This is a genomic window from Agrobacterium sp. NPDC090283, from assembly GCF_044769685.1.
Classification (GTDB): Bacteria; Pseudomonadota; Alphaproteobacteria; order Rhizobiales; family Rhizobiaceae; genus Agrobacterium.
The window spans coordinates 225044-250564 of sequence record NZ_JBIVYG010000004.1; the positions used below are offsets into that span (position 1 = coordinate 225044).

A 25521-nucleotide genomic window follows, 5' to 3' on the forward strand; every position below is an offset into this window, starting at 1 on the left:
ACATAAACGTGGGCAAGGTTACAGGTTTTCTGGAGATCGACCGGCAGGTGGGCAAGTATCAGCCCGCATCGGATCGTATCCGCCATTTCCGCGAATTCACCATTCCGATGTCGGATGCCGAGGTGCAGAAGCAGGCGGCGCGCTGCATGGATTGCGGCATTCCCTATTGTCACGGCCCGACGGGCTGTCCCGTGCATAACCAGATCCCCGACTGGAACGATCTGGTCTATAACAACAATTGGGAAGAGGCGATCCGCAACCTCCATTCCACCAATAACTTCCCGGAATTTACCGGCCGCGTCTGTCCGGCACCTTGCGAGGAGGCGTGCACGCTGAACCTCGAAGATGCGCCGGTTGCCATCAAGACGGTCGAGCAGGCTATCGCCGACAAGGCCTACGAGCTGGGCTTCATCGTGCCGAAGCCGGCGACGATCCATACCGGCAAGAAGGTCGCCATCATCGGCTCCGGCCCTTCGGGCATGGCGGCGGCACAGCAGCTTGGCCGCGCCGGCCATGAGGTGCACGTCTATGAGCGTGAATCCAAGCCCGGCGGCCTGCTCCGTTACGGCATTCCCGACTTCAAGATGGAGAAGAACTTCATCGACCGCCGCGTCGAGCAGATCAAGGGCGAAGGCGTCACCTTCCATTGCGGCGTCAATGTCGGCGTCGATGTGACGGTGGAGGCGCTTCTGGCCGACCACGATGCCGTGCTTTATTGCGGCGGTTCGGAAACCCCGCGCCCGGCCGGTATCGGCGGCGCCGATCTGCATGGCGTTTACGATGCCATGCCCTATCTCGTGCAGCAGAACCGCCGCGTCGGTCGCGAAAACATCGACAGCGTCGGCTGGCCTGCCGATCCGATTCTGGCCGGCGGCAAGCATGTCGTCGTTGTCGGTGGCGGTGACACCGCTTCGGACTGCGTTGGCACGGCCTTCCGTCAGGGTGCTGTGAAGGTCACCCAGCTCGACATCCGCCCGATGCCGCCGGAAAAGGAAGACAAGCTTGCGGTCTGGCCCTTCTGGGCAACCAAGATGCGTACCTCGTCTTCGCAGGCCGAAGGCGCCATCCGCGAGTTCCAGGTGGCGACGCTTGAATTCGTCGGTGAAGACGGCGTGTTGACGGGCGTGAAGTGCTGCCAGGTGGATGACCGCCGCAAGCCGATTGCCGGCACGGAATTTATCATCAAGGCCGATCTCGCCTTCATCGCCATCGGCTTTTCCGGCCCCTTCACCGATAGCGTGCTGAAGGAAATGGACGGCAAGCTGACGCTCAACACCGACCGTCGCGGCTCCACCAATGTGATCGCCAACGAAACGGACTACAAGACCTCGGTTGACAAGCTGTGGGCGGCGGGTGACGTGCGCCGCGGTCAGTCGCTGGTGGTCTGGGCGATCCGCGAGGGCCGTCAGGCAGCACGTGCGATCGACGAGGCACTGATGGGCGCGACCGTTCTGCCGCTCTGAGCAGGCGAAGATAATCCGAACCGGAAGGGCCTGTTGCAGACGCAACAGGCCTTTTCTTTTGGCCGCGAAAATGAGGGTTTCTTCCTCAGCAATAGGGAAGGGTGATGCGAAAGCAGGCACCACCGGTGGAAGCATCGCTGATGGTAATCTCTCCGCCATGATAACGGACGATTTCCTGCACGAGGTTGAGCCCGAGCCCGGTGCCGCGATCTTTCGGCCGCAGGCGGTGGAAGGCATCGAAAACCAGCTCCCGTTCCTCCTCGGGAATGCCGTTGCCCTCATCGGCTATCTCGATCACCCGGTTTGCCGCAACCCTTATCGTGATCGTTCCGCGATTGCCGCCATGTTCGATGGCATTCTGCACGATGTTCATCAGGGCGCGCTGCAACGAAGCGTCGTCGGCAAGCGCGAGGATCGGCTCTTCCTCCGGTTCGAAGGACAGCGCATATCCCTGCGATATGGCGAGCGGGGCCATATCGGCGACGACCGATCTGCACAGGGTGACAAGATCAAGGGGGACCAGAGGGGCCTTCTGCCCGCCAAGGCGCTGCAAATCGAGCAATTGTTCGGCCAGCACGGCGATACGGCTGGCATCCGCCAATATTCTGCTGCGGGCAGGGCCGTCCAGCAGCGTTTCAACGCGGGTCTGGAGAATGGCGACGGGGGTTCGCAGTTCATGGGCGGCATCGAGAATGAAACGCTTGTGCCGTTCGTAGCCGTCGTCCAGCCGTTTCAGCGCGCCGTTGACGGCATGCACGAGCGGCTGCACCTCCCGTGGAATATCGCCATCCGGCAATCGGTATCCGCGCCTGTCGATATCGATTGTTTCCGCCGTGCGGGCGATGGTGGAAAGGGCGCGAAATTCCCTGCGGATGATCCAGGGGATGGTTACGATCGTCACGACCGACATGAGAATGAGGACCGGCATGATCAATATGTTCGAGAACAACAGAACGGGAAAGGTCATGCTGAACGGGCCACCTTTGCCGATCATGACGAATTCTCCCGCCGGCCCCGAAGCGCGGCGAACGACGGCGATGCGCACCACGGCGAGATAGGAATAGGACAGCGCCGCGTCGCGCACGTCGGAGACCTTGATGTCGCTCAGCTGCTGATCCATGTTGCTGAACGCCTCGGGCACTTGCCCGCCCTGCACGATCTCACCTTTCTCGCTGACCGCGACGAACCAGAAATCGGAGGTATTGCTGCGCAGGTTGATGAATTCGGGCGTTTCTTTGAGAACCAGCCGACCATCCTCATTCCGTATGATCGCGTTGGCGGTTATCTGGGCTGCCTCCGGGCTGAGCAGCGCGCTGCCTGCGCCGCCGCTCGACATATAGGTGACAATGGCGGCGGTGACGAAGAAAAGGCTGCCGATCTGGAACAGCAGCAGTTGAATGGTCAGCCGGCGCTTGAGCGATTTTCTTTTGGCCGATTTCACGAGGTTGCCCTCAGCAGGTAACCGACACCGCGAATGCCGTGAACCTCGACACCCGCGTCTGCGGCCGCCAACTTGCGGCGTAAGCGGGAAATATGGGAATCGAGCGCATTGGACTGGATTTCATCGTCGAAATTATAGACGGCCTCCTCGAGCAGGGAGCGCAGCACCGTTCTGCCCTGTCGCCGCAACAGGGCTTCGAGGATCAGCAATTCGCGTCTGGTCAGCGGAAGAAATTCGCCCTTGATGCGCACTTCGCGGGTCTCGAAGCAGAATTCAAGCCTGCCCAGTTTTGCCGTCATCGTCACAGCGCCGGCCGGACGGCGCATCAGGGCGCGGATGCGCGCAAGCAGTTCCTCTACGGCAAATGGCTTGGCCATATAGTCATCCGCACCAAGGTTCAGACCCTTCACCCGATCCACAAGCGCCCCCTGCGCCGTCAGCACAATGACGGGCGGAGTGACGGGCAGGAGCCGCAAATCTTCGATAAGCTGGATGCCGTCACCATCGGGCAATTGCCGGTCAAGCACGACAAGGTCGTGGACGCCGTCCATGATGGCGTGACGGGCGAGATCGAGCGTGCCGACCGTATCCACGATAATATCGAACCGGTGGAGCGCGGCGGACAGGGCTGCTGCCATTTCGCGTTCGTCTTCAACAAGCAGCAGGCGCATGAATTCGTCTCGGCATCGTCCGGCACGCCTTCCGGGGGGGAACGGCGCGCATGAAGTCAAAAGCGACGGTTCCGTTGACGCTCAGGGCAAGCGACGCGTCGCCGTCGAAAAAATATAGCCCTGCAAAAGGAGGGATCGGAGAAGGCTGGTGGCCAATCTCCGCATTCCTGCAAAGCTGCAATTATCCTGTCATTGGGGGATTGCCTGAACATTACGCCGGCTGACGAGGCGTCAGATCGCTGGCAGGCGTCTATTGTTTTACCTGTGTGGTATCGGGCATCACCCGATAGTCATCGATGCGGCCTGCTGGTGCATCGGCCATCTCGCCCCGCTTGGTCAGCCTTTCGCGTGGCGATTCCACCACGGATACGCGTGTCGGTCCGGAAGCAACGGGGGCGTCGCCAAGCAGTTTGTCGCCGCCATCGAGATTGGGATCGGTCAGGCTGATCGGCTGGGTGCGCACCTGGCCCGCATCGATGCCGAGTGCCGGCAGGGAGGTGAGCGCTGGCAGATTGCTGCCATCCAGTTTCACGAGGTCCGGTCCTGCACTGTCGAGGTGCCTGCGCACGAATTTTTCGACGTAAAAGGCGAGCTTGCGTTTACCGGCCTGGGTCATGCCGATGCCATCGGCCTCGCGCAGGCGGGCCTGCTGGCCGTTCATGTCGTAACCGGTGATGACGAATTTCCCCGCCTCATCGACAAAGCCATCCCAGACATCCACGAATTCACCGCCATATTTTTCGACATGGCTGCGATAAAGCCGGTTGAAACCGACGAGATCGGCCGAAAGCGATGGCGACTGAAAGGCGGGCAGGCCAACCCACAGCAGCGGCACCTTCTGGCGTCCGGCAAGGGTGAGAAGCTCGTCGATCCGCCGTTCATATTCCTTGAACCAGACCTCCGTGCCGAATTTTTCCCTGATATCGCCGATCTGCATCTGCTGGCGGTCATTCGATCCCATCATGATGACGATGGTGGCCGGATTGGTCTCGCTGATGAATTGCGGCAGGGTGGTGAACCAGTCGTAATAATCGGTACGGACGAGACCGGAAGAACCATTGGCACGCACATCGACGGCGATTGCCGGTGAGCTGGCGAAGGCATTGACCAGTTCTTCCCCCATGCCGCCGGCGAGAAAATCGCCGATGACCAGAACGCGCCGTGCATTTTCAAGTTTGGCTGCCGGCTCCGGTTTTGCGGTTCGCATCTGCACCACCGAGGGCGCTTTTCTGGCGGGTTGCGGGCGGGTGACCGATCTTTCACGCGGGGCAGAGGGAAAATCCCGGCGGTTGCGGGGTTGGTATTCGCGCCCGGATCCGCCATCGCGGCCCACGGGTCTGCCAAACAGCATTTCAAACAGGGTGCGCCGTTGCTCCTGTGCGAAGCTTTCGGAAGGAACGAGCGGTACGGCAAGCACAGCGGAAAGAAGGACGGCGCAGAAACGCCAGCCGGTTCTTCCGTTTTTTTCCGCAGGTTTCCTACTCATGACATCAACCTTTCCGGATGCATCGGCGGCGTTCACGCCGCCGCCGAATTCACCGGCACATTATCAATTGCGCAAGGCTCTCAGCAACCGCTGCGACGGCTGGCCGTCGGTTTCCATACCCATGCGCGACTGGATGGCGCTGATGGCGGCTTTCGACCCGGAGCCGAAGTTCCCGTCGACCTCGCCATCATAATAGCCGAGTTCCTTCATGCGGGTCTGCAGCTCGAATTTTTCACGAATGTCCAGCGTCCCATCGGGGCGCGGCCACTTCTGCTGCATGCCGCCATAACCGGCGATCTCATCCGCAAGCAGGCCGACGGCCAGCGCATAGCTGTCGGATGCGTTGTATTTCTTGATGGTGAAGAAGTTCTTCATCATCAGGAAACCTGGGCCGTTTGCCCCACCCTGCAATTTCAGCATGGCGCGATCGGAGCCGCGGGTGAAGTTCTTGCCGTTGGGGCGGGCGAAGCCGAGCTTCGTCCATTCCGCAATGGTTTTCGTCTGCCCTTCATAACGGGCGCCGCCACGCGGAACGGCGGTTTCATAACCCCAGGTCCGGCCGGGCTCCCAGCCGTTCTTGGAAAGAAGATTGGCGGCGGTTGCCAGCGCGTCCGGAACGGAGTGCCAGATGTCACGCTTGCCATTGCCATCCGCATCCACCGCATAAAGCAGGTAGCTGGTGGGAATGAACTGGGTATGACCCATCGCGCCCGCCCAGGAGCCTGTCAGCTGTTTCGGCGTGACATCGCCCGCCTGAAGAATCTTGAGCGCGGCGATCAATTGCGTGCGCGCGAATTTGGCGCGTTTGGGATCGGAATAGGCGAGCGTTGCCAGCGCCTGCGGGATGTTGTGCAGACGTTCCGGCTTTTCGAGAACCGCGCCGTAGTTCGATTCCATCGACCAGATGGCGAGAATGATATGTTTGTCGACGTTGAAGTTGCGCTCGATCCAGTTGAGGGTCGTCGCGTGCTTCATCTTCATCTCGCGGCCGATCCGCACCGTATACGGATTGACGCGGGAATCGAGATAATCCCAGATCTGCGTGGTGAATTCCGGCTGGAAGGTGGCCTTGCGCAGCGCGTCCGGATCCGGCTCGCTGACACCGGCAAAGGCCTTCTGATAGGTCGCCTTGCTAATGCCTTCTTTCGCGGCTGTTGCATAGAACTGGTTGATCCACTGACGGAATCCCTGATCGGCGCGGGCCGAAACGGGCGCCAGCGAGATTGCCAGGCCTGCAACAACCATGCAGCCGAATTTGCGGACATCTGAAAGGATCATCTTTGTCATCGTCTGTCTTTCGTTCTCTCGAATGTCATTTCGATTGCGAAAACGCATCGGGCGTCATCATGGATAACAAAAGAACGTCAACAAATTCTTTACCATTAATAGATGGTAGCGTCACCCTTTACAAAACGTTGTTATTTTTGAAATAACAACAGCGTGCGGGGATTGTGATCAAGTTTTATCTCTCAGGAGGGATATGTGGTAGAACAGAAGAAAATTCGGAAGGCCGTATTTCCGGTCGCAGGTCTCGGCACGCGTTTCCTGCCCGCAACCAAGGCGGTTCCGAAAGAGATGCTCACCGTCGTCGACAAGCCGGTCATTCAATACGTCGTCGATGAGGCGGCGGAAGCGGGCATTGAGCATTTTGTATTTGTCACCGGCCGCGGCAAGGCGGTGATCGAAGATTATTTTGATATTCAATTTGAACTCGAACAGATGCTGCGCGAGCGCAACAAGAATGCCGAGCTGACATTGCTGGCCGGCCTTCTGCCCAAGGCGGGCACGGCAAGCTTCACGCGCCAGCAGGTGCCGCTTGGTCTTGGCCATGCGGTCTGGTGCGCCCGTGATATCGTCGGCGACGAGCCTTTCGCCGTGCTCTTGCCCGACATGATCATGCATTCGCAGAAAAGCTGCCTCAAGGGCATGGTCGAACTTTACGATCAGACCCAGGGCAATGTCATCGCGGTGCAGGAATGCGCTCCCGACCAGACGCATAAATACGGCATCGTCGGCGTGGGCGACGCCGTGGGCGAAGGTTTCAAGATCACTGAAATGGTCGAGAAGCCTGCCAAGGGTACGGCGCCGTCGAATTTCTACATCAACGGCCGTTATATTCTTCAGCCCGAGATTTTCGACATCCTCGAAAATCAGGAGCGTGGCGCCGGCAACGAAATCCAGCTGACGGACGGCATGCTGACGCTTGCCAAGTCGCAGGAGTTCTCCGGCTATCATTTCCGCGGCCAGACCTTCGACTGCGGCGCCAAGGACGGTTTCATCCTTGCCAACGTCGCCTTTGCGCTGGAGCGTGGCGATATTCGCCCTGCGATCGAAGAGCCGATCAAGGCCCTGATCGACGGGTTGAAGTAATCCACCAGCACAGAAACGGGATCCCGGCCTTAGCGCCGGGATTTCTTTTTGGCCGAAGCCTATCGGAAGCCTATCGTTTGAGGACAAGTCCTGCGCCGACGCGCAGTTCGCTGCTGTCATAAACCGGCGTCCACTGGTAGCTGACGTCCGCCGTCAGATCGAGATAGCGGTTGAGACCCCAGGTCAGGCCGGCGCCTGCGGTATATTCAACGGCATTTTCTATGTCGGAAGAGGGGAATGTGCGATGCACGATCTGTCCCGTCAGGCGGGCGACGAGGTTGCTGCGCAATTCGTGGGTCAGGCCTGCATCCAGCCGATAGGAAATCCAGCCGCCCTGCGGTCCGCCGGCAAAATCCTCTATCGTCGTGCGCAGGCCGAGATTGACATTCGTGCCGCGCTGGGGTGACCAGTTGAGTTCGCCATCCAGTGTCAATGCACCGATCGAGGCGAGACGTTCGTCATCATATTGCTTGCGCAGATAACCGATGGCGGCCTCGCCGCGGGTCTTCTCGCCAAGATCGACTTCCGCGCCGACCTTCGCGCCATAGGCATTGGAGGAACGGGCATAGCCGGAATTGTCGAGGCGCCTGTCATATTTGGTCGTCCCGGCATTCAGTTCCAGGAAGGGGATAAGCGCCGGCGACAACTCATAACCGATGCGTCCACGCAGGTTCGCGCCGTTCTGATCGCGGTCGCTGAGGCTGATCGGCCGGCCGTCGACGCCTTTCGCATCCGTATAGACCGTGCGCGACAGATCGAGCGCCGCCAGGCCGCGCAGCTTGCCGAAATCCCGCTCTATCGACGCGCCGGTGGTGAAGCGGTGTTCGCCGCCCTGCACGGCAGCGCCGGTCAGGGCATTGGGGTCCGTCGTGTCCTCGCGGCTGAATTCGTAACCGGCCTTGAGATTGGCCGTCGTTTCTTCACCGAGATCAAGGCGCAGATCGGCCTCTATTCTTGCCCGGGGTTCTTCGCCGTCCTTGTCGCTGCCGAAGTTCCTTTCCCAGGCGCCGTCGCCCGTCACCGTCAAAGCGTGACGGGACCAATCGCTGGTGAGGGTGCCGCGTATGCCCGTCGTCAGATAGTTGCGTCTCGAAGGACCGCCGGTATTCGTCTGCTTTTCCGTATTGATCGTCTGGCTGATCGAAGGGCGAAGCAGGAATGTGCCGAGCCGGATGCCGGGCGTTTGGCCGGGTTCGGTCGCTATCCGTGGATTTTCGCCACCATCCACCGTCGGTTCATAGGGGTTTTCGGCTTCGGCATAGGGTTGGCCCGCCTCGTCCTGCTGTTCGTAAATCGGATCGCCGGGATTGTTGGATGGGCGCCACAGTTGCGGTGCCGGCGCCGGCACAGCTGTGGCCGGAACGGCACCTGTGCTCAGCCCGCTCTCCGTTGTCGCCGTCGGTGAAGCTGTTCCATCTGCGGCAGAAGCGGCGCTTGGCAATGCCGGTGTGGCTGTCGTTACGGTCTGCGCAAAAGCGCTTCCCTGCGGGTAAAAAATCGTGCAGGCGAGTAGCAGGGTTGCTGCTTTCCGCGACGTCGGCAGACGTGTGGCGGTGCCCTTCACATTCATTCCTTTTCACCCGGCAAGTTGGGCCGATGCCGGATCGAAGGCCCACCAGGGCATCTCCTCAGACCCGATGCGTGACGGGCCGATGAAATGACATGAGGAAACCAGGGACCAGACAGGCGACGCAAGTTTTAACATCGCTTTAACAATAGGTTTTTTATGGTTAACAGTTGATAAAGATCGCCGGGATTTCAGCGTTATGGCGGGGGCGAGAAATCAGCGACACCCATCATCGGATCCGATAGGCCCGATTTCATTCATCCTGATGACTGGAGGAAAATGGCCATAAATGCAAAATATTTCTAATATGATAAGATTAAAACGTTTCAATTTGGCACGGAATCGCCCTATAGTTTACAGGGGCTGATCTTCTATTGCTCAGCAAGTGGTATTGAATTTTATTTTGTGTGACAGCGTCGTTTCATGAATCCCGTTTTGAACACCAAGCAGGTCGGTTTTTATTGTTGGGATATTACCAATGACCGTTTCTATCTAGACGAAGTATGTGCTGAACTTTTCGGGATTCCCCTGCGGCAGGCGATGCAGGGCATCAGCATTTTTCAGATGCTCGAAAAAGTGGATCTGGATCATCGAAACCGTGTGATCGAAACGGCATTGATTACCCTGAAGGCTGCGAGTTTTTATGATCAGGAATATGCCGTGCGCCGTAGCGACGGCTCGGTCTCATGGGTAAGGACGCTCGGGCGATATCTGGTCGATGAAGAGAACATCCCTTTCAAGCGACTTGGAACGATGGAGGAGATTTCTCCGCCGGACCGGCGTCATTGATGACATGCCGTTACACGGCAATCGTCGAAGAGTTTCGGGCGACATCGACGAAAACGCGGCGTCAGCCGGCCGAAGAGTGGACTTATTCCGGCTGAAAGAGTAACAGTCGGCCATGATTACGCGCGCCGTCAAACTGGTCGAAGACAATGCCATCGAATCCGCCGTGCGGACGATTTCGATGGAGCGGGCTGGCCTTGCCGCCCTTGAGGATGCTCTCAGAAACGGTCTTTCCGAACCCTTCTGCAAGGCGATCGAGACCATCGGCCAGTCGAATGGCCGCCTCATCATCACCGGGGTCGGTAAAAGCGGCCATATAGGCGCCAAGCTTGCCGCCACCTTTGCCTCCACCGGAACACCCGCCTTTTTTGTGCATGCGGCGGAGGCCAATCACGGCGATCTGGGCATGATCGGCGGCGATGATGTGGTGCTCGCCATTTCCAAGGGTGGCGAAAGCGCGGAACTGCGCAGCATCATCAACTATTCGCGCCGTTTCTCCATTCCGCTGATCGCGCTCACCTGTTCGGAAAATTCATCGCTGGCACAGGCTTCCGACATTGTGTTGCTGGTTCCCAATGAGCAGGAAGCCTGTCCGCTCGGCCTTGCGCCAACCACCTCTACGTTGATGCAGCTTGCGCTGGGCGATGCCCTTGCCGTTGCGCTGCTGGAGGCGCGCAATTTCACCGCTGGTGATTTCAAGGTGTTCCATCCCGGCGGCAAGCTGGGGGCGAGCCTGACACTGGTCAGCGATATCATGCATACCGGTGATCGTGTGCCGCTGGTCAACAAGGGAACGGCCATGCCGGAAGCGGTCGGCGTTCTCTCCCGCAAGCATTTCGGCTGCGTCGGCATTCTGGACGAGGATGGCCGCCTGTGCGGCATCGTCACCGAGGGGGATATGGCGCGCAACCTGTCGCGCAACCTTGCCGAGATGACGGTCGACGACATCATGACCCGCACGCCGAAGACCGTCAAAAAATCGGTGCTGGCGACCAGCGCGCTGGCGACGCTGGAGAAATTCCACATTGGCGCGCTGATCGTCATCGATGACGACAACCGGCCCATCGGGCTGGTGCATTTCCATGATCTCTTGAGAATTGGCGTGGCTTGAAGCTCCGCCGATCCTGAAAAGCTGATCCTGACTTATCGGTCTAGCGGCTCGATTGTCAGCGTTCGTCCCCGTGCGGAAGCGATTCTTACCCGAGTTCCGGCCGGCAGGTCTTCGCCGTTGACCGGCCACCAGGTATCGTCCAGCCTGATCCTTCCGCGTCCCTCGACGATTGGTTCCTGCAGGGTTGCGGTGCGGCCGACAAGGCTTGCTTCGCGCTGGTTCAGGAAGGGCTCGTCGCTTGCCGCACGGTTCCGGCCGAAATATTTCCGGCCGAGAAGGGCGAAGACCACGGAAAGTGCGGCAAACAGCACCAGCTGCAATTGCCAGGCCCAGAATGCCGCTTCCCAGAAAAACAGCGAAAACGCACCGATGACCAATGCGGCAAGGCCGATCCAGATGAGAAAGACGCCGGGCGCGATGAGTTCTGCAGCCAGAAGCACGAAGCCGACGATCCACCAGCTCCATGGTCCCAGCTCAGTGGCAAGTCGTTGCAGCATCATCACTTCTCCGATGAGGAACCGAAGGGATTACCCGGGATCGTGACGTTGATGCTCTGGCCGGAAGGCCGCGTCGGCGGCACGGAACGGGACGATGTGGAGGCGGCAGGCGCAGTCGGCGCATCGCCCCTGTCGCCGAAGACCTCTTTCGCAATCGTGCCGATACCACCGAGAGAACCGATCAGCGCCGAAGCCTCCATCGGCATCAGCACGATCTTGGAATTCTTCGCCGTGCCGATCTCCGCCAGAGCCTCGGTATATTTCTGGGCGATGAAATAGTTAATGGCGTGCACATTGCCGGCGGCGATGGCTTCCGAGACCATGCGGGTGGCGTTGGCCTCGGCCTCGGCCAGACGTTCGCGCGCCTCAGCATCGCGGAACGCCGCTTCGCGCTGACCTTCCGCCTCCAGAATGGCGGATTGTTTTGCGCCTTCCGCCCGCAGGATCTGGGCATTACGGGCGCCTTCGGCTTCCAGCACTTGTGCGCGTTTTTCGCGCTCGGCCTTCATCTGCCGCGCCATGGAATCGACGAGATCCTTCGGCGGTGCGATGTCCTTGATCTCGATACGGGTGACCTTGATGCCCCAGGGTCCCACCGCCTCGTCCACTACGCGCAGCAGGCGATCGTTGATGGCGTCGCGATTCGACAGTAATTCGTCGAGATCCATCGAGCCCATCACCGAACGGATATTGGTCATGGTGAGGTTTTCGATCGCCATTTCCAGATTGGCGATCTGATAAGCCGCCTGTGCGGCGTTCAGCACCTGATAGAAGGTGACCGCGTCGGCGGAGACGCTGGCATTGTCGCGGGTGATGACTTCCTGTGTCGGGATGTGGAGCACCTGCTCCATCACGTTCATCTTCGAGCCGATGGTTTCGAAGAACGGCACGATGAGGTTCAGGCCGGGTTCGAGTGTGCGGGTGTAGCGCCCGAACCGTTCAACCGTGTAACGATGCCCCTGCGGCACGGTCTTGATGCCGGCAAACAGCACCAGAATAACCAAAACAACCGCCGCTATGACGACGATGTCGAAACCGCCCAATGCAATCATCACTTTTCCTCCGGATCAGAACCATCGGGGTTTTACCCCGGTATCGTTATGGCAAGATTACACCCATCCTTGCAACTCCCGCCGCACAACCTTTTCGAGAACATTCATGCCCTCGGCACTGTCGTTCAGGCAGGGAATATGGGTAAATTTCTCTCCGCCATTATGCAGGAAAATCTCGCCCGCTTCACCGGCAATTTCCTCCAGTGTCTCAAGACAATCCGACACGAAGCCGGGATTCATGACGGCGATGCGTTTGATGCCTTCCGACGCCAGCTTTTCCACCGTCTTGTCGGTATAGGGCTGCAGCCATTCTTCCGGGCCGAAACGCGACTGGAAGGTGATCATGAAATTTTTATCTGTCCGCCCCAGCGCCTCGCGCAGCAGCCGGGCGGTTTTCTGGCAGTGACAATAATAGGGATCGCCCTTTTTGAAATAGGATTGCGGAATGCCGTGGAAAGAGGTGATCAGCATTTCCGGTTCCCAGTCCAGCGTCGCCAGATGGTTTTTGACGGAGGTGGCGAGCGCCTCAATATAGGCCGGATCGTCGTGATAGGGCGGTACGGTGCGGATGGCGGGCTGCCAGCGCAACTTCATCAGATGTTCGAAAGCCTTGTCGTTCACGGTTGCCGTGGTCGATGCGGCATATTGCGGATAAAGCGGGAAAAGCAGGATTTTTTCGCAGCCCTGTTCCTTCAGAGCGTCGATCTTCGAGGCGATGGAGGGCTGGCCGTAACGCATGCCCCAGTCGACAACGACATTCGGCAGATCCTTCAGCGTTTCCGCCAGCAACTCGCCCTGGCTGCGCGTATAGGTGCGCAGATAGCTTTCGTTGCGCTCGTGGTTCCAGATTTCCTCATAGGCCTTGCCGACTTTCTGTGGGCGCTTGTTGAGGACAATGCCGTAAAGGATCGGATACCAGTAGAGACGCGACCATTCGATCACCCGCTTGTCGCTCAGGAATTCCGCCAGATAACGGCGCATCGGCCAATAGTCCGTACCGTCAGGCGTGCCGAGGTTGACGAGCAGGACGCCGACCTTGCCAAATGCCGTGCGGGGATGGTTTGCGGGGAGTGCGGATAGTTCTGTCGCCATGAATGACACCCTGAAACTCGGACTGGTTGCGTGAGGAGCGGTTCCGTTTCGGACAAGGGCGGAAACGCTCCATCTTCTGTTTATGCGCGCCGAACGCAAACCGCGACGGGGTTGGGCCGGCAACGCCCGAGCTATACGCTCGTGCCGTCAATTTGTTCACGTGTTCTAGACGAAATTTTTCAGGATTAAACCATCCGCGCAGGCTATTTCCGGGGCGGGGGGAGCCGCAGGATATCCCTTGCCAAAATCAGATCTGTAACGGTTTGTTTTTAAAAGGAAAATAAGAAGCCGGCCCCGATGTCCGGGGGCCGGCTTCGTGTCTGCGGCAAATTGCCCTGTCTGTTCCCGTGCGGTTTATTGAGCCGGCAGTTCCAGTTCCTCGCCGATCTCGATGTGGTTCGGATGCTTCAGCGTATTTGCCTTGGCAATTCTGCTCCAGAGAGCGCCATCGCCATATTTTTCCGCAGCGATCTTCCAGAGCGAGTCGCCCTTTTCAACGACATATTTGCTGGCGGCTGCAGCAGGCGTCGTCGTGGCCGGAGCCACAGCGGCCGGCGCTGTGGCAGCCGGTGCGGTAGCGGCAGGCGCTGCCGGCGCGGGTGCCGCAGGCTTTGCCGGAGCGACGTAACCGGCAGGTGTCACTTCGCTGATGCGGCCATCCGTGTAGGGCTTATAGGGGCTGTTGGCGGTGATATAGGCCGCAACGGCTTCCTCGAGGTTGGGGCCGAAGTCATAGGCATTGATGGCCTTGGTCGCAAAGACCTTGAAGCCGTCACCGCCGGTGCGCACGTAATTATTGGCCGCGACGATATAGGTCTTGGCGGGATCGAGAGGGACGAAGGCGTCGCCTTCCTTGACCTCGACCGAAACGACACGGCTGCCGGCCGGCTTGGAACGGTCGAAGGAATATTTCAGGCCGGAGACCTGCATGAAACGACCGGCGCCGTCATCGATCTGGCTGACGCCGTTTTCGAGAGCGGCGCGAATATCCTCGCCCTTCAGCTGGAAGGTCGCGACGGTGTTCTGGAACGGCAGAACCGTCAGCACTTCGCCCATGGAGACATCGCCGCCATCGATGGAGGAGCGCAGGCCTCCGCTATTGGCGAAAGCGATGGTCACACCCTGATCCTTGACACGCGCCAGCGTCGCATCGGCCACCAGATTGCCCATGGAGCATTCCTTCACGCGGCAAACCTTGCGGTCTCCCTCAATCGGGCCTTCCGAGGTGCCGACGACCTTCGATTTCAGCGCTTCGATCGGCGCCTTCAGCTCATCGATGCGCTTCAGCGTGGCTTCATCAGGCTTGAATGAGGAGTCGATCAGGATGGGATCGCCCTTGCTTTCCTTGACCACGCCACTGTCGTCGAAGACCACTTTGAGGTCGCCCAGATATTTGCTGTATTGCCCGGCCTGAACGACCGGAACCTTGTAGCCGCCGGGATTGTCGACGAGGGTCGGATAGGGGCCTTCGGCCTTCTGGTCGGTGTTGGAAAGCAGCGTGTGCGTGTGGCCGCCGACCACGACGTCGACGTCAGGGATTTTGGCGATGAATTCGAGATCGCGCGGATAGCCGACATGGGTGAGCGCGATGATCTTGTCGACGCCATCCTGCTTCAGCTTCTGCACCTGCTCGCTGATTTTCGCGACATCTTCGGCGATGGTGATATTGGGACCGGGCGTTGCCAGTTCCGCCGTGTCGTTGGCGACTGCACCGACGATACCGATTTTCTGTCCGCCGACTTCGAGCACGATGGACGGCTTGACGCGATCGCCGATTTTCGAGGCGGCGGTGGCCACCACATTGGCGGTCACGACGGGGAACTGCACCTTGTCGAGGAAGCCGGCGAGACCGTCTTCGCTGTCGTCAAACTCGTGATTGCCGACGGTCATGGCGTCGAACTTCATGGCGTTCAGCACTTCCGCTTCCACCGTGCCCTTGTAGGTGGTGTAGAACAGCGATCCCTGGAAATTGTCGCCGGCATTGAGCAGGAGGACATTCTTGCCTTGAGCCTTCAGGGCGTCACGGGTCTGATTGATTGCGGTCAGAAGACGGGCGGCGCCGCCGAAGCATTCGTTCTTGCCTTCTTCTTCCGCCGAGCAGGTCGAGTCGAACTTGTTGATCGATTCGATACGGGAGTGAAAATCGTTGATGTGAAGAATGTTGAGCTCGTAATCGGCCAGAGCCGCTCCGGCCGAAAGCGTTATCGCCGAAACGCTCAGCATGCCCAGTCCCAAAATTTTCTTCATGGTCCCTCTCTCCTGTTCAAAGCGGAAGCCCGGGCCGGTCGATCATCCTCCGGCCGTGCTCATTTTCTAGTCTGAAAACATGTCAGTCTTTCAAAGCGCGATGTTTCCATTTAGCGGCAATCGCCGCAAGCGAAATTATGACAGTCGCGCAATAAACAAAAACGCACGCCTGAGGCGTGCGTTTCAGAAGATCATCTCCTTGAAAAGCTGATGTTATCAGCCTTGGCGCGTCAGCGAGAACTGGCTGTTCGTGTCCGTCGTGCAGTTCAATTGTGACGGGGAGACGAGGGCGCAGTTGACGCGCGACTGCGTGTTGCGCACCAGCGAGGTCATGTTGATTTCGTAAAGCGTCGGCGAAATCGTGACATAGGTGCCGGAGGCCAAAAGCGTGTTGGTATCGGTCGAACGGGTGGAGAAGGCGCCGTTCTGGAACGTCGATACGATGCCGTTGCGGTCGATCCAGCGACCGTCGACGGCCGGGCCGCGGGCAAGCGAAGGCGCCATCGAGGTCTGCTGGGAGGGACCCGGCGCGACGCATGAAGACACCGCGATGGCGGCTGAAAGCAAAGCAGCGCTTGTCTTGAAGTTCATGAGCCTGTTCTCCTGCGATTCGATGAAACCTTCTGTGCTTCGACCATGCCGTGAAGCGTTCTTTATTTCAAGGCAACGTTGTTTGCTCTCCCCGGTTCCTGACGTCGTTCAGGAAAGCCCCGGCGTGACAAATATGAGACTCCGTCCCATCAGCGCACGAGGATATTGCGGAACTGCCACGGGTCGGATGCATCGATATTGTCGGGAAACAGGCCGGGGCGGCCATCGGTCGGCTTCCAGTCGGTATAATGTCCCTCGACGGGTCCGAGATAGGGACGCTGTACCTCGAGGCAACGGCGGTAATCCATTTCATCCGCCTCGACGATGCCGGCCTGTGGATTTTCAGTCGCCCAGACCATGCCGGCCAGCACCGCGGAACTGACCTGCAGTCCGGTCGCATTCTGATTGGGGGCGAGCGAACGTGCTTCCTGCAGGCTCAACCGCGAGCCATACCAATAGGCATTCCTGTCATGGCCATAAAGAAGAACGCCCAGCTCATCGGCGCCGTCGACAAGCTCGTCTTCGCCGAGCACATGCTGGATCGGCTGCGGGGTGCCGCCATTGCCGAAAAGTTCATGCAGGGAAAGAATGGCGTCGTTGCAGGGATGGTAGGCATAATGACAGGTCGGCCGATAGGTCACGTCGCCATCATCGTTGCGGACCGTGAAATAATCGGAAATCGAGATCGCTTCGTTATGCGTGACGAGAAATCCATATTGCGGCCCGAGGCCCGGGCACCATGTCCGCACCCGCGTATTGGCGCCGGGTTGATCGAGATAGATCGCCGCCTTGCTTCCCTTTTTCTGCTTTTTCGCGTTTTTGGGCATCCAGTTTTCATGCGTTCCCCAGCCGAGTTCGGCCGGCTGAAAACCTTCCGCGATGAAACCTTCGACGGACCATGTGTTCCAGAAAGCGCCGAAGGGCTTGGGTTCCTTCGCCCGCTGTGTATCGCGTTCGGCCACATGAACGCCCTTGACGCCAAGCTGCTTCATCAGCTTTGCCCAGCCTTCCCGGTCATGCGACTGCGGCTCCTCGATGTCGAGGCCGATATCCTTGGCAAGATTGACGAGGGCCTGCTTCACGAACCAGGACACCATGCCGGGATTGGCACCACAGGTGGAAACCGCGGTCGTGCCGCCGGGCTTGCGCGCCTTTTCCTTCAGCATGGTTTCGCGCAGTGAATAATTGGTTCTGGCGCTATTGTCGGCATCGGCGTCGAAATAAAACCCTGGCCAGGGTTCCACAACGGTATCGATGTAAAGCACGCCATGTTTGCGACAGATCCGCATCAGATCGACGGAGGCGGCATCGACCGAAAGATTGACGCAGAAGCCCTGGCCTTGAACGCCCTTGAGAAGCGGCTTCAAAATCTCCCTGTAATTTTCCTTGGTCAGATGCGTCTGGATATGACGGATGTTCCTCTCGGCCAGAAAGGCCGCGATATCCTCGCGCGGGTCGATGACGACCAGACGGGTCCTGTCGAAATTGAAATGACGTTCGATCAACGGAAGAGTGCCGCGCCCGATGGAGCCGAAGCCGATCATGATGATGGGGCCGTTTATATCGCCGTAGATCGGGTGGTTTGCGTCCGTCATTCGTCAATTTTCCTTTTTCAGCCAATAAGTAAGCTAGATCATAAAAGCGTGCCACAATAAAGGGCAGGTGGATGACGGACATATGACGATACCAACCGGGAGACAGGCGTGTGCATCCTTTCCACCGCATTCTGCCTCTTCGCATTTTAGAGAGTGCGTTTATAATTGAATTCTTCTTTTCCTCTCTATGTCCAAAGGCTTGGGGGCTTTGGCCTGACGACGACAGGGGAATTTTTCGCCATCACAGGGGAGTTGCCTGTTGAATGATCTTTTAGAGCGCGTCGCAGCGCTTCAGAGTGCCACCCCCGTTCTTATTGCCCTTTACGATTCCGAGGACCGGTTGCGTCATGCCAATCCGTCGTTCCGGGAAAGCTTTCAGCTTGCCGCCGATGAATTTCCGACCTGGGCGGATATCATGCGGCTGAACCACCGGCTACGCACCGGTGTCGTCATCCGCAACAACGATTTCGAGGGATGGCTGCTCTCGGCGCAGTCGCGGCGTGGCAAGCTGCCCTACCGTGCCTTCGAGATGGACCTTTACGATGGTCGCTGGTTCTGGATGACGGAGACGGTGCAGCAGGATGGCTGGATGCTCTGCGTGGCAAGCGACGTTACCGAATTGCGCCAGGGCTACAGAACCCTGCGGCAGGACCGGGATCTGGCGGTACGCGCCTCGCAGACGGATGAATTGACGGGCACGGCGAACCGCCGTTTCGTCTTCGCCAAGCTCGCCTTGCAGGTGGAACAGGTCGCCAAGGCGCTTGAAGCACCCTTTTGCCTTTGCACGCTCGACATCGACTTTTTCAAACAGATCAATGATCGTTTCGGTCACAAATGCGGTGATGCGGTGCTACGCGATTTTGTCGCCATCGCCCATTCCGTCATCCGGCGGGTGGATTGTTTCGGCAGGATTGGCGGGGAAGAGTTCATGCTCGTCCTGCCGCGCAGTTCAATTGCCGAAGGCCAGGAGATCGTTGAGCGGCTGCTGCAGAAGGTGCGCCTTTCCAGACCGCTTTCTGAGTTTCCGGATTTTTCCTATAGCTGCTCGGCTGGCCTGACGGCCTATCGCCCGCCGGAAAGCGCCGATGATGTTTTCTCGCGGGCGGATCAGGCGCTTTATGCGGCCAAGGAAAAAGGCCGCGACCGGCTTCTGGCGGTAACCGTTTAAAGCAATTCCGCGGCAATCAGCCCATGTAGCGAATTGCCGACGAAGAGCTTCCGGCCGGCGATGTCTTCCGGTTTCAGCGCCTGTCCGCGCGCCCTGCGTTCGCGGATCAGATCGGCACGCAGCACACCCGGCAGGATGCCGCTGTCGAGCGGCGGCGTCAGCAATTGCCCATCCGGCATTTCGACGAAAATGCTGGTCGATGATCCCTCGCACAACTCACCGCGCTCGTTGAGCAGCAGCACCTCGTCGGCCTCCCCGGCTGAAAATTCGGCCCGGGCGGCATCATAGGGTTCGCGGCGTGAGGACTTGTGGCGATAGAAGGTGTCGGTGGAATCGAGCGTGGTCTGCCGGGCGATGCGAACCCGCCAGACCGCCCCCTGGGCCAAGGGCTGGAAATCGGCGGTTTCGATATCGAGTTCGCCCTTGTAGTTCATGACCAGCCTGACGCAGAGCGGCTTTTCGCCGCTCACCTTCTTTTCCAGCACCTGAACCGCATTGACCGGCGCGCGAAAACCGAGCGCGTCGGCGGAGCGCAGCAATCGGCGCATATGCTGATCGATGCGCTGAAAGCCGGTCTGCGGCTCCCAGCGCAGGGTTTCCCTCAAGGTCAGATCGGCGGGTTTGCGTTTCATGGCCTGTGCTCGTCGCCTGAATTGTTTACCGGTGTCTTCTGCCGGCAATATCAACCGGCAAAACCTGTCCGAAATAGGATAGTCCTGCCGGCGGAAGAGATTAAGCCTGTTTTTTATCCAGCGCTTCCAGCTCGTCGATCAGCCCCTCGATCATCGAAAGCCCCTTGTCCCAGAAAGAGGGATCGGTGGCATCGAGACCGAAGGGTTTCAGAAGCTCCGAATGGTGCTTGGTGCCGCCCGCTTTCAGAAGCTCGAAATATTTCTCCTGAAAGCCCGTCTCGGCCTTCTGGTAAACCGCATAAAGCGAGTTCACCAGGCAATCGCCGAAGGCATAGGCATAAACATAAAAGGGCGAATGGATGAAATGGGGGATGTAGGTCCACCATGTCTCATAGCCTTCGGAAATCCGGATTGCCGGACCCAGGCTCTCGGTCTGAACGGAAAGCCACAGTTCGCCGATCTGTTCCGACGTCAATTCACCCTGCTTGCGAGCGGTGTGCAGCTTGCGCTCGAATTCGTAAAAAGCGATCTGGCGCACGACCGTGTTGATCATGTCCTCGACCTTTCGGGCGAGCATGGCCTTGCGTTCCCGGATATCCTTGGTGTCATCGAGCAACTTGCGGAACGTCAGCATTTCCCCGAAGACGGAAGCGGTTTCGGCAAGCGTCAGCGGGGTGGCGCACATCAGCGCGCCCTGCTGGCCGGCCAGCACCTGGTGCACGCCATGGCCAAGCTCATGGGCGAGCGTCATCACGTCGCGCGGTTTGCCGAGATAGTTGACCAGCACGTAAGGATGGGCTGAGGGCACGGTTGGATGGGCGAATGCGCCGGGCGCCTTGCCGGGTCGGGCGGGTGCGTCGATCCACTCTTCATCGAAGAAACGGCGGGCAATATCGGCCATCTCGGGGGCGAAATTGCCATAGGCGGAAAGCACCGTGTCCTTTGCCTCGTCCCAGGGAATGATCGTGTTCGATGTATCGGGAAGCGGCGCGTTGCGGTCCCAATAATTCATCTGCTCCATGCCGAGCCACTTCGCCTTCATGGCATAATAACGATGCGAAAGGCGCGGATAGGCCTTTTTGACGGCGGCGGCCAGCGCATCGACCACATCACGCTCGACGCGGTTGGCGAGGTGGCGGCTGTCGGCAATATCCTCGAACTTGCGCCAGCGGTCGGAAATATCCTTGTCCTTGGCAAGCGTATTGGTGATGAGGGTGAAGACCCGCAGATTGTCCTTGAAGGTGGTGCTCAGCGCTTCTGCCGCCTTCTTCCGGGTTTCCGGTTCCGGCTCCTGCAGCATGTTGAGCGTTACTTCAAGCGGAAGGCTTGCGCCATCAATGTCAAAACGCAGATCGGCCATCGTCTCATCGAACAGGCGGTTGAAGGCTGCCGCGCTGGTCATCGATTTCTCGAGGAATAGCTGCTCCAGCTGATCGTCGAGCTGGTGCGGCTTGTCCTTGCGCAAATCCACCAGCCACGGGCGATAGTGGCCCGCCGCCGCGTCATTCGCCATGCAGGCGTCCATCGTGGCGTCGTCGATGCGGTTGAGTTCAAGCGTAAAAAACAGGAGATGCGCGGAAATATCCGTCAGTTTCGCCTGGGCATCGCCGTAAAGCTTGCCATTTGCCGGGTTCGACGTATCGGAAAAATAGGTGAGCCCGGCAAAGGAGCCGATGCGGCCGATCAGATCGTCCAGCGCTTCATATTCCTTCAGCGCGGCGCCGATGCCCTTTTCGCCCGTGGCCTTCGCTGCGGCTTCGAGCCTGCCTTTCCACTTCTCCTCGAAAGCCGCCGCCATCGAAGCCGCCTTCTCGAGATCGCCCTTGTATTCCGGCGAATCCCCCGACGGATAGAGATCCGAGAGCTTCCATCCGGGCAGATCGCCAAGCGCCGGACCGGCGGTTTCGGCAAGAGAGAATACGGGGTGCGGGGTAGGGCGATTGAGGGTCATCCAACGTGTCCTTCTGATTATGCGTGCGAAGCATATGGGGACCTTGTTTCCCGCGGCAATGGATAAAATGCAAGCAATTCTCAAAACTGGATGTTCAAGTCTCCCATGCCAGAGTGCGGAATAAGGGACCGCATGAAGCAGGTCCAGAAACCGGAAACCGGAGCTAAAAATGACCGCGCATGTTCTCGTGATAGACGATGATCCCGTCCAGCGCCGCCTGCTCAAAAATGCGGTGGAACGTTATGGGCATCTCGCCTTGCTTGCTGAAAACGGCAAGGCGGGGCTGGAGCTGCTCAAGCAATATAGCGGCGAGATCAACGTCATCGTCCTCGATCTGATGATGCCTGAAATGGACGGGCTTGCCTTCCTGAAGGCCATCGGCGAACTCGGCACGGATGTTCCCGTCATCGTACAGACCGGGCAGGGTGGCATCGACACCGTTGTGCAGGCCATGCGCGCCGGCGCTTTCGATTTCGTTGTGAAGCCGGTTTCGCCGGAAAGGATCGGCGCCGCCATCTCCAATGCGCTCAAGCTCGACAGGAGAGAGGCAAAGGCCCGCACGGGCAGGCGCGGACGGAGCAATGCAGTGAATTTTACCGATATCGTTTCCGCAAGCCCGGCCATGCTGAGGGTCATTGAACTCGCACAGCGCGCCGCCCAGTCCAGCATTCCCGTAGTGCTGGAAGGCGAATCCGGTGTTGGCAAGGAAATGGTCGCCCGCGCCATTCAGTCGGCCGGCGACCGGGCGAACAAGCCGTTCATAACCGTCAATTGCGGTGCCATCCCCCATAATCTGGTGGAAAGCATCCTTTTCGGCCACGAGAAGGGCGCCTTCACGGGTGCCACGGAAAAACATGTCGGCAAGTTCATGGAGGCGGATGGCGGCACGCTGTTCCTCGATGAAATCGGCGATCTGCCGCTGGATGTACAGGTGAAGCTGCTCCGCGCCGTCCAGCAGGGCGAAATCGAAACGGTCGGTTCCGCGCGGGTGCAGAAGGTCAATGTGCGGCTGATTTCCGCCACCAACAAGAACCTCATCGAAGAGGTGAAGGAAGGCCGCTTCCGCGAGGACCTCTATTATCGCCTCAACGTCTTTCCGATCACCATTCCGGCGCTGCGCCGCCGCAAGGAAGATATTCCCCATCTGGCACGGGTTTTCGCCGAACGCTTTTCGGCGGAACAGAAACTGCCCAATGCCGTCGGTCTCGATGCCAGTGCGCTGGCGCTGCTGACGGCCTATGACTGGCCCGGCAATATCCGCCAGCTGGAAAACGCCGTCTTCCGCGCCGTGGTTCTGTCGCAGGGTGAGGAGCTGTCGGATTCCGATTTTCCGCAGATCGCGCTGCAGCTGCCGGAGTTTGCGAACGGCGATGATGGGGATGATATCATCCACTCGCCATCCGGATCGTCGTTGAAGCTTGCGGCCTATTCGCCGCCACCCCCGGCGGCGGCTGAAAACCATGCCGTCATCGAGGAGCCGTCGGATATTTCCACCACCATTTATCGTGGCGGAAACCTGATCTCCAGCATGGACGATTCGGGCAATATCCGGAAACTGGCTGAGATCGAAGAGGAACTCATCCGTTTCGCCCTTCGTTTTTATCGCGGTCAGATGAGCCAGGTCGCAAGAAAGCTCGGCATCGGACGCTCGACGCTTTATCGCAAGCTGAAGGATTATGGCATCGATCCGGATGATCCGCTTCGAGATGCCGCCTGAGGCCCCAAACCGCTTATTCCAGGGCAGATCGTGAAATCCGTTAACTTCTGAGCAAGGATATCCGCTTACCGTCTATAAACCTCTTGTTAGTGGCTGATTCACTATGTAGAGGAAGGTTGTATGTGTGTGGCAATTTTGCCATCGTGTCACCGTATTTGACGTTCATTTGAGGCAATGTGACAGAAATTGTCTTCCAGGCGGGGATCGAATTGCCATATCTGCATCGGAATAACGCGCTTTCGACAAAGATCGCGCGCGGCTTGATCAAGGATATATGCACGAAGCTGTCGGCGCGCGCTGTCACCTTTGCCTGCCTGATGCTCGCCGCCATGCCTTTCGTCGGTGTTTCGGCGACGGAAGCCGCCGCCGAGACGCGCAGCCTCAAACTGTATTATATCCATACACGCGAGAAGGCGGTCATCACCTTCAAGCGCAATGGCAAATACGACCAGAAGGGCCTGCAGGAGCTGAACCGCTTCCTGCGCGACTGGCGTCGCAACCAGCCGACGCGGATGGACCCGCGACTTTTCGATCTTGTCTGGGAAGTCTATCGCCGCAGTGGCGCCACCGATTACATCAACGTCGTTTCGGCCTTCCGTTCACCGGAGACCAATGGCCTTCTGCGCACACGCACCAAGGGTGTCGCGGAAAAAAGCCAGCATATGCTCGGCAAGGCCATGGACTTTTATATTCCCGGCGTGAAGCTTGCCCGCCTGCGTGAAATCGGCATGCAGATGCAGATTGGCGGCGTCGGCTTTTATCCGACGTCTGGCTCTCCCTTCGTGCACATGGATGTCGGCGGCGTTCGCGCCTGGCCGCGCATGAGCCGCCAGGAACTCGTCCGCATCTTCCCGAACGGCAATACGCTGCATCTTCCTTCCGATGGCAAGCCGCTTCCCGGTTATGAGCAGGCGCTCGCCGATTACAAGAAGCGGGTCAGCTCCTCCTCCATTCAGGTTGCTTCAAGCGCCGGTGCAGGCCCTGCCTCTTCCGGTGGCGGCAAGCGCAAGACGTTGCTGCAGGCGCTCTTTGGTGGCGGCGGCGACGAGGATGAAGATCCCGATAGCATCGCAGCGCCGGAGCCGGCAGAGCGCCCGGCTGTCGCCCGCCCGGCGGCTCCGCAGCAGGCAGCTCCCGAGCCTGAACCCACCATTGCAGTTGCTTCGGCACAGGCCCTTCCCGGCGTGAACGATGCGCCGTTGCCGACGGCTCGTCCCGCCTTCGGCAACCAGCCGCCGGCCAATACCGGTCTTGCGACGGCGCTTTATTCGCCGGCCCGCAATGCCGCACAGGACGCCCTGCAGGCAGCGACGACGCCGACGCCGGCTTCCGCGCCGGCCGAGCGTCAGCAATTTGCCGATCTGGCTGAGGTATCCGTGCCCGTGCCCACGCTTCTCGGCCCGCGTGGCATGAGAGGTGATGCGGAAGGATCGATCCTGACGGCTTCCGCAGATGGTGCGACACCGGCTGCTACCGGCGAACTCGCCTCTGTGCCGGTTCCCGCCAATCGCCCGGCCGTGGCGGAAGCCCTGCTGGCGGCGGCCAATGCCGATGCTGAAGGTGAGGACGATCTTGCCGAGGCGCAGCAGGATACGCTTTCGCCGACGGTGGTTGCGGCTCTTGAACAGAGCGGCCAGGCCGCCCGGTCGCAGGTCCAGTCGGCTGCCATGCCGACAGCCGCGCCATTCCCGGCTGCCGTCAACCACAAGGTTACCGTCGCACCCGCCGAAACGGCCAAGGCCGAACCGCAGGCTGGCTTCGGTGATGCTTTCGACCTCAAGCCTGCCATTAGTGGCGGCCTCAGCGCCGGTATGCCGACCAAGGGTTCGCGCCCGAGCAAGCAGGATGCCGCCGTTTCCCAGCAGGCCATGGTGGGCGGTGGACGCCTGACGCAGGATCTTATTTCTGATTGGGCGCTCAACCAGAACAAGGGCACCACCGGACGCTCGGTAAAGGCGCCGCGTGTTGTCGCCAACCGCATGCTCAGCAACGACATGTCGGCCTCCGCCACCTCGGCGAGCTTCAAGCCCGGTGCCGTGGCCATCGAATCCAGCCGCTTCAGCACGCCGGTGAAGATGCACTGA

The 25521-nt window shown here is 59.2% G+C and carries 20 protein-coding genes; 7 read left to right on the forward strand and 13 right to left on the reverse strand.

The window, feature by feature from the left end; all coding sequences use genetic code 11:
* The first annotated feature begins 8 nt into the window (after positions 1-8).
* On the forward strand, positions 9-1463 hold the full coding sequence (locus tag ACIQUH_RS08385; protein ID WP_400813636.1) for a glutamate synthase subunit beta: 1455 nt from the start codon (positions 9-11) through the stop codon (positions 1461-1463).
* Between the two features lie 85 nt (positions 1464-1548).
* On the opposite strand, the gene ACIQUH_RS08390 is transcribed toward ACIQUH_RS08385, so the two are convergent.
* From ACIQUH_RS08390 to ACIQUH_RS08405, 4 genes are all read right to left on the reverse strand, one after another.
* Positions 1549-2904 (reverse strand): sensor histidine kinase, encoded by a 1356-nt coding sequence (locus tag ACIQUH_RS08390; protein WP_400813638.1) that lies wholly within the window; start codon positions 2902-2904, stop codon positions 1549-1551.
* Positions 2901-3575, reverse strand: a complete 675-nt coding sequence (locus ACIQUH_RS08395; protein ID WP_400813639.1) for a response regulator transcription factor — start codon at positions 3573-3575, stop codon at positions 2901-2903. Before ACIQUH_RS08395 ends, ACIQUH_RS08390 begins: the two co-directional genes overlap by 4 nt.
* A gap of 250 nt (positions 3576-3825) precedes the next feature.
* The gene (locus ACIQUH_RS08400; protein ID WP_400813640.1) at positions 3826-5061 is read right to left on the reverse strand and encodes an SGNH family hydrolase; all 1236 of its coding nucleotides are present in this window, start codon (positions 5059-5061) and stop codon (positions 3826-3828) included.
* Positions 5062-5124: 63 nt separating this feature from the next.
* Positions 5125-6348: a lytic murein transglycosylase gene (locus tag ACIQUH_RS08405; RefSeq protein WP_003519550.1), complete on the reverse strand. Its 1224-nt coding sequence runs from the start codon at positions 6346-6348 to the stop codon at positions 5125-5127.
* A 195-nt stretch (positions 6349-6543) separates the two neighbouring features.
* Between ACIQUH_RS08405 and galU the strand changes: the two genes are divergently transcribed.
* The gene (gene galU / locus ACIQUH_RS08410; protein ID WP_003519549.1) at positions 6544-7431 is read left to right on the forward strand and encodes a UTP--glucose-1-phosphate uridylyltransferase GalU; all 888 of its coding nucleotides are present in this window, start codon (positions 6544-6546) and stop codon (positions 7429-7431) included.
* A 70-nt stretch (positions 7432-7501) separates the two neighbouring features.
* Here galU and uppP read toward each other — a convergent pair whose 3' ends face one another.
* A complete protein-coding gene (uppP, locus tag ACIQUH_RS08415) occupies positions 7502-9001 on the reverse strand; it encodes a polysaccharide biosynthesis protein UppP (RefSeq protein WP_400813642.1) in 1500 nt (499 codons plus the stop codon).
* A gap of 420 nt (positions 9002-9421) precedes the next feature.
* On the opposite strand from uppP, the gene ACIQUH_RS08420 reads away from it, so the two are divergent.
* Positions 9422-9787, forward strand: coding sequence for a PAS domain-containing protein (locus ACIQUH_RS08420; RefSeq protein WP_400813645.1), 366 nt, complete (start codon positions 9422-9424; stop codon positions 9785-9787).
* A gap of 112 nt (positions 9788-9899) precedes the next feature.
* Positions 9900-10895, forward strand: a complete 996-nt coding sequence (locus ACIQUH_RS08425; protein WP_174058066.1) for an SIS domain-containing protein — start codon at positions 9900-9902, stop codon at positions 10893-10895.
* A 32-nt stretch (positions 10896-10927) separates the two neighbouring features.
* Here the strand turns inward: ACIQUH_RS08425 and ACIQUH_RS08430 are convergent, their stop codons facing one another.
* The 6 genes from ACIQUH_RS08430 to ACIQUH_RS08455 all read right to left on the reverse strand — a co-directional run bounded on the left by ACIQUH_RS08430 (position 10928) and on the right by ACIQUH_RS08455 (position 17969).
* On the reverse strand, positions 10928-11392 hold the full coding sequence (locus ACIQUH_RS08430) for an NfeD family protein (RefSeq protein WP_400814013.1): 465 nt from the start codon (positions 11390-11392) through the stop codon (positions 10928-10930).
* A gap of 2 nt (positions 11393-11394) precedes the next feature.
* Entirely contained in the window at positions 11395-12444 is a 1050-nt protein-coding gene (locus tag ACIQUH_RS08435) for an SPFH domain-containing protein (protein WP_400814015.1), read from the reverse strand.
* 57 nt (positions 12445-12501) lie between these two features.
* Complete coding sequence (gene hemH / locus ACIQUH_RS08440) at positions 12502-13536, reverse strand: ferrochelatase (protein ID WP_400813647.1); 1035 nt, start codon at positions 13534-13536, stop codon at positions 12502-12504.
* 354 nt (positions 13537-13890) lie between these two features.
* On the reverse strand, positions 13891-15783 hold the full coding sequence (locus ACIQUH_RS08445; protein WP_400813649.1) for a 5'-nucleotidase C-terminal domain-containing protein: 1893 nt from the start codon (positions 15781-15783) through the stop codon (positions 13891-13893).
* A gap of 216 nt (positions 15784-15999) precedes the next feature.
* Positions 16000-16374 (reverse strand): outer membrane lipoprotein Omp10, encoded by a 375-nt coding sequence (omp10, locus tag ACIQUH_RS08450; RefSeq protein ID WP_003497694.1) that lies wholly within the window; start codon positions 16372-16374, stop codon positions 16000-16002.
* Positions 16375-16523: 149 nt separating this feature from the next.
* Complete coding sequence (locus ACIQUH_RS08455) at positions 16524-17969, reverse strand: homospermidine synthase (RefSeq protein ID WP_400813653.1); 1446 nt, start codon at positions 17967-17969, stop codon at positions 16524-16526.
* A gap of 259 nt (positions 17970-18228) precedes the next feature.
* Here ACIQUH_RS08455 and ACIQUH_RS08460 point away from each other — a divergent pair, with 259 nt between their 5' ends.
* On the forward strand, positions 18229-19137 hold the full coding sequence (locus tag ACIQUH_RS08460) for a diguanylate cyclase (RefSeq protein WP_400813655.1): 909 nt from the start codon (positions 18229-18231) through the stop codon (positions 19135-19137).
* On the opposite strand, the gene ACIQUH_RS08465 is transcribed toward ACIQUH_RS08460, so the two are convergent.
* Both ACIQUH_RS08465 and ACIQUH_RS08470 read right to left on the reverse strand, forming a co-directional pair.
* On the reverse strand, positions 19134-19769 hold the full coding sequence (locus ACIQUH_RS08465; RefSeq protein WP_400813657.1) for an aminotransferase class IV family protein: 636 nt from the start codon (positions 19767-19769) through the stop codon (positions 19134-19136). The two genes, ACIQUH_RS08460 and ACIQUH_RS08465, sit on opposite strands and share 4 nt — an antisense overlap.
* A gap of 100 nt (positions 19770-19869) precedes the next feature.
* Entirely contained in the window at positions 19870-21720 is a 1851-nt protein-coding gene (locus tag ACIQUH_RS08470) for a M3 family oligoendopeptidase (RefSeq protein ID WP_400813660.1), read from the reverse strand.
* Positions 21721-21889: 169 nt separating this feature from the next.
* Between ACIQUH_RS08470 and ACIQUH_RS08475 the strand changes: the two genes are divergently transcribed.
* Entirely contained in the window at positions 21890-23437 is a 1548-nt protein-coding gene (locus ACIQUH_RS08475) for a sigma-54-dependent transcriptional regulator (RefSeq protein WP_400813663.1), read from the forward strand.
* Between the two features lie 176 nt (positions 23438-23613).
* Positions 23614-25521 (forward strand): DUF882 domain-containing protein, encoded by a 1908-nt coding sequence (locus tag ACIQUH_RS08480; RefSeq protein ID WP_400813665.1) that lies wholly within the window; start codon positions 23614-23616, stop codon positions 25519-25521.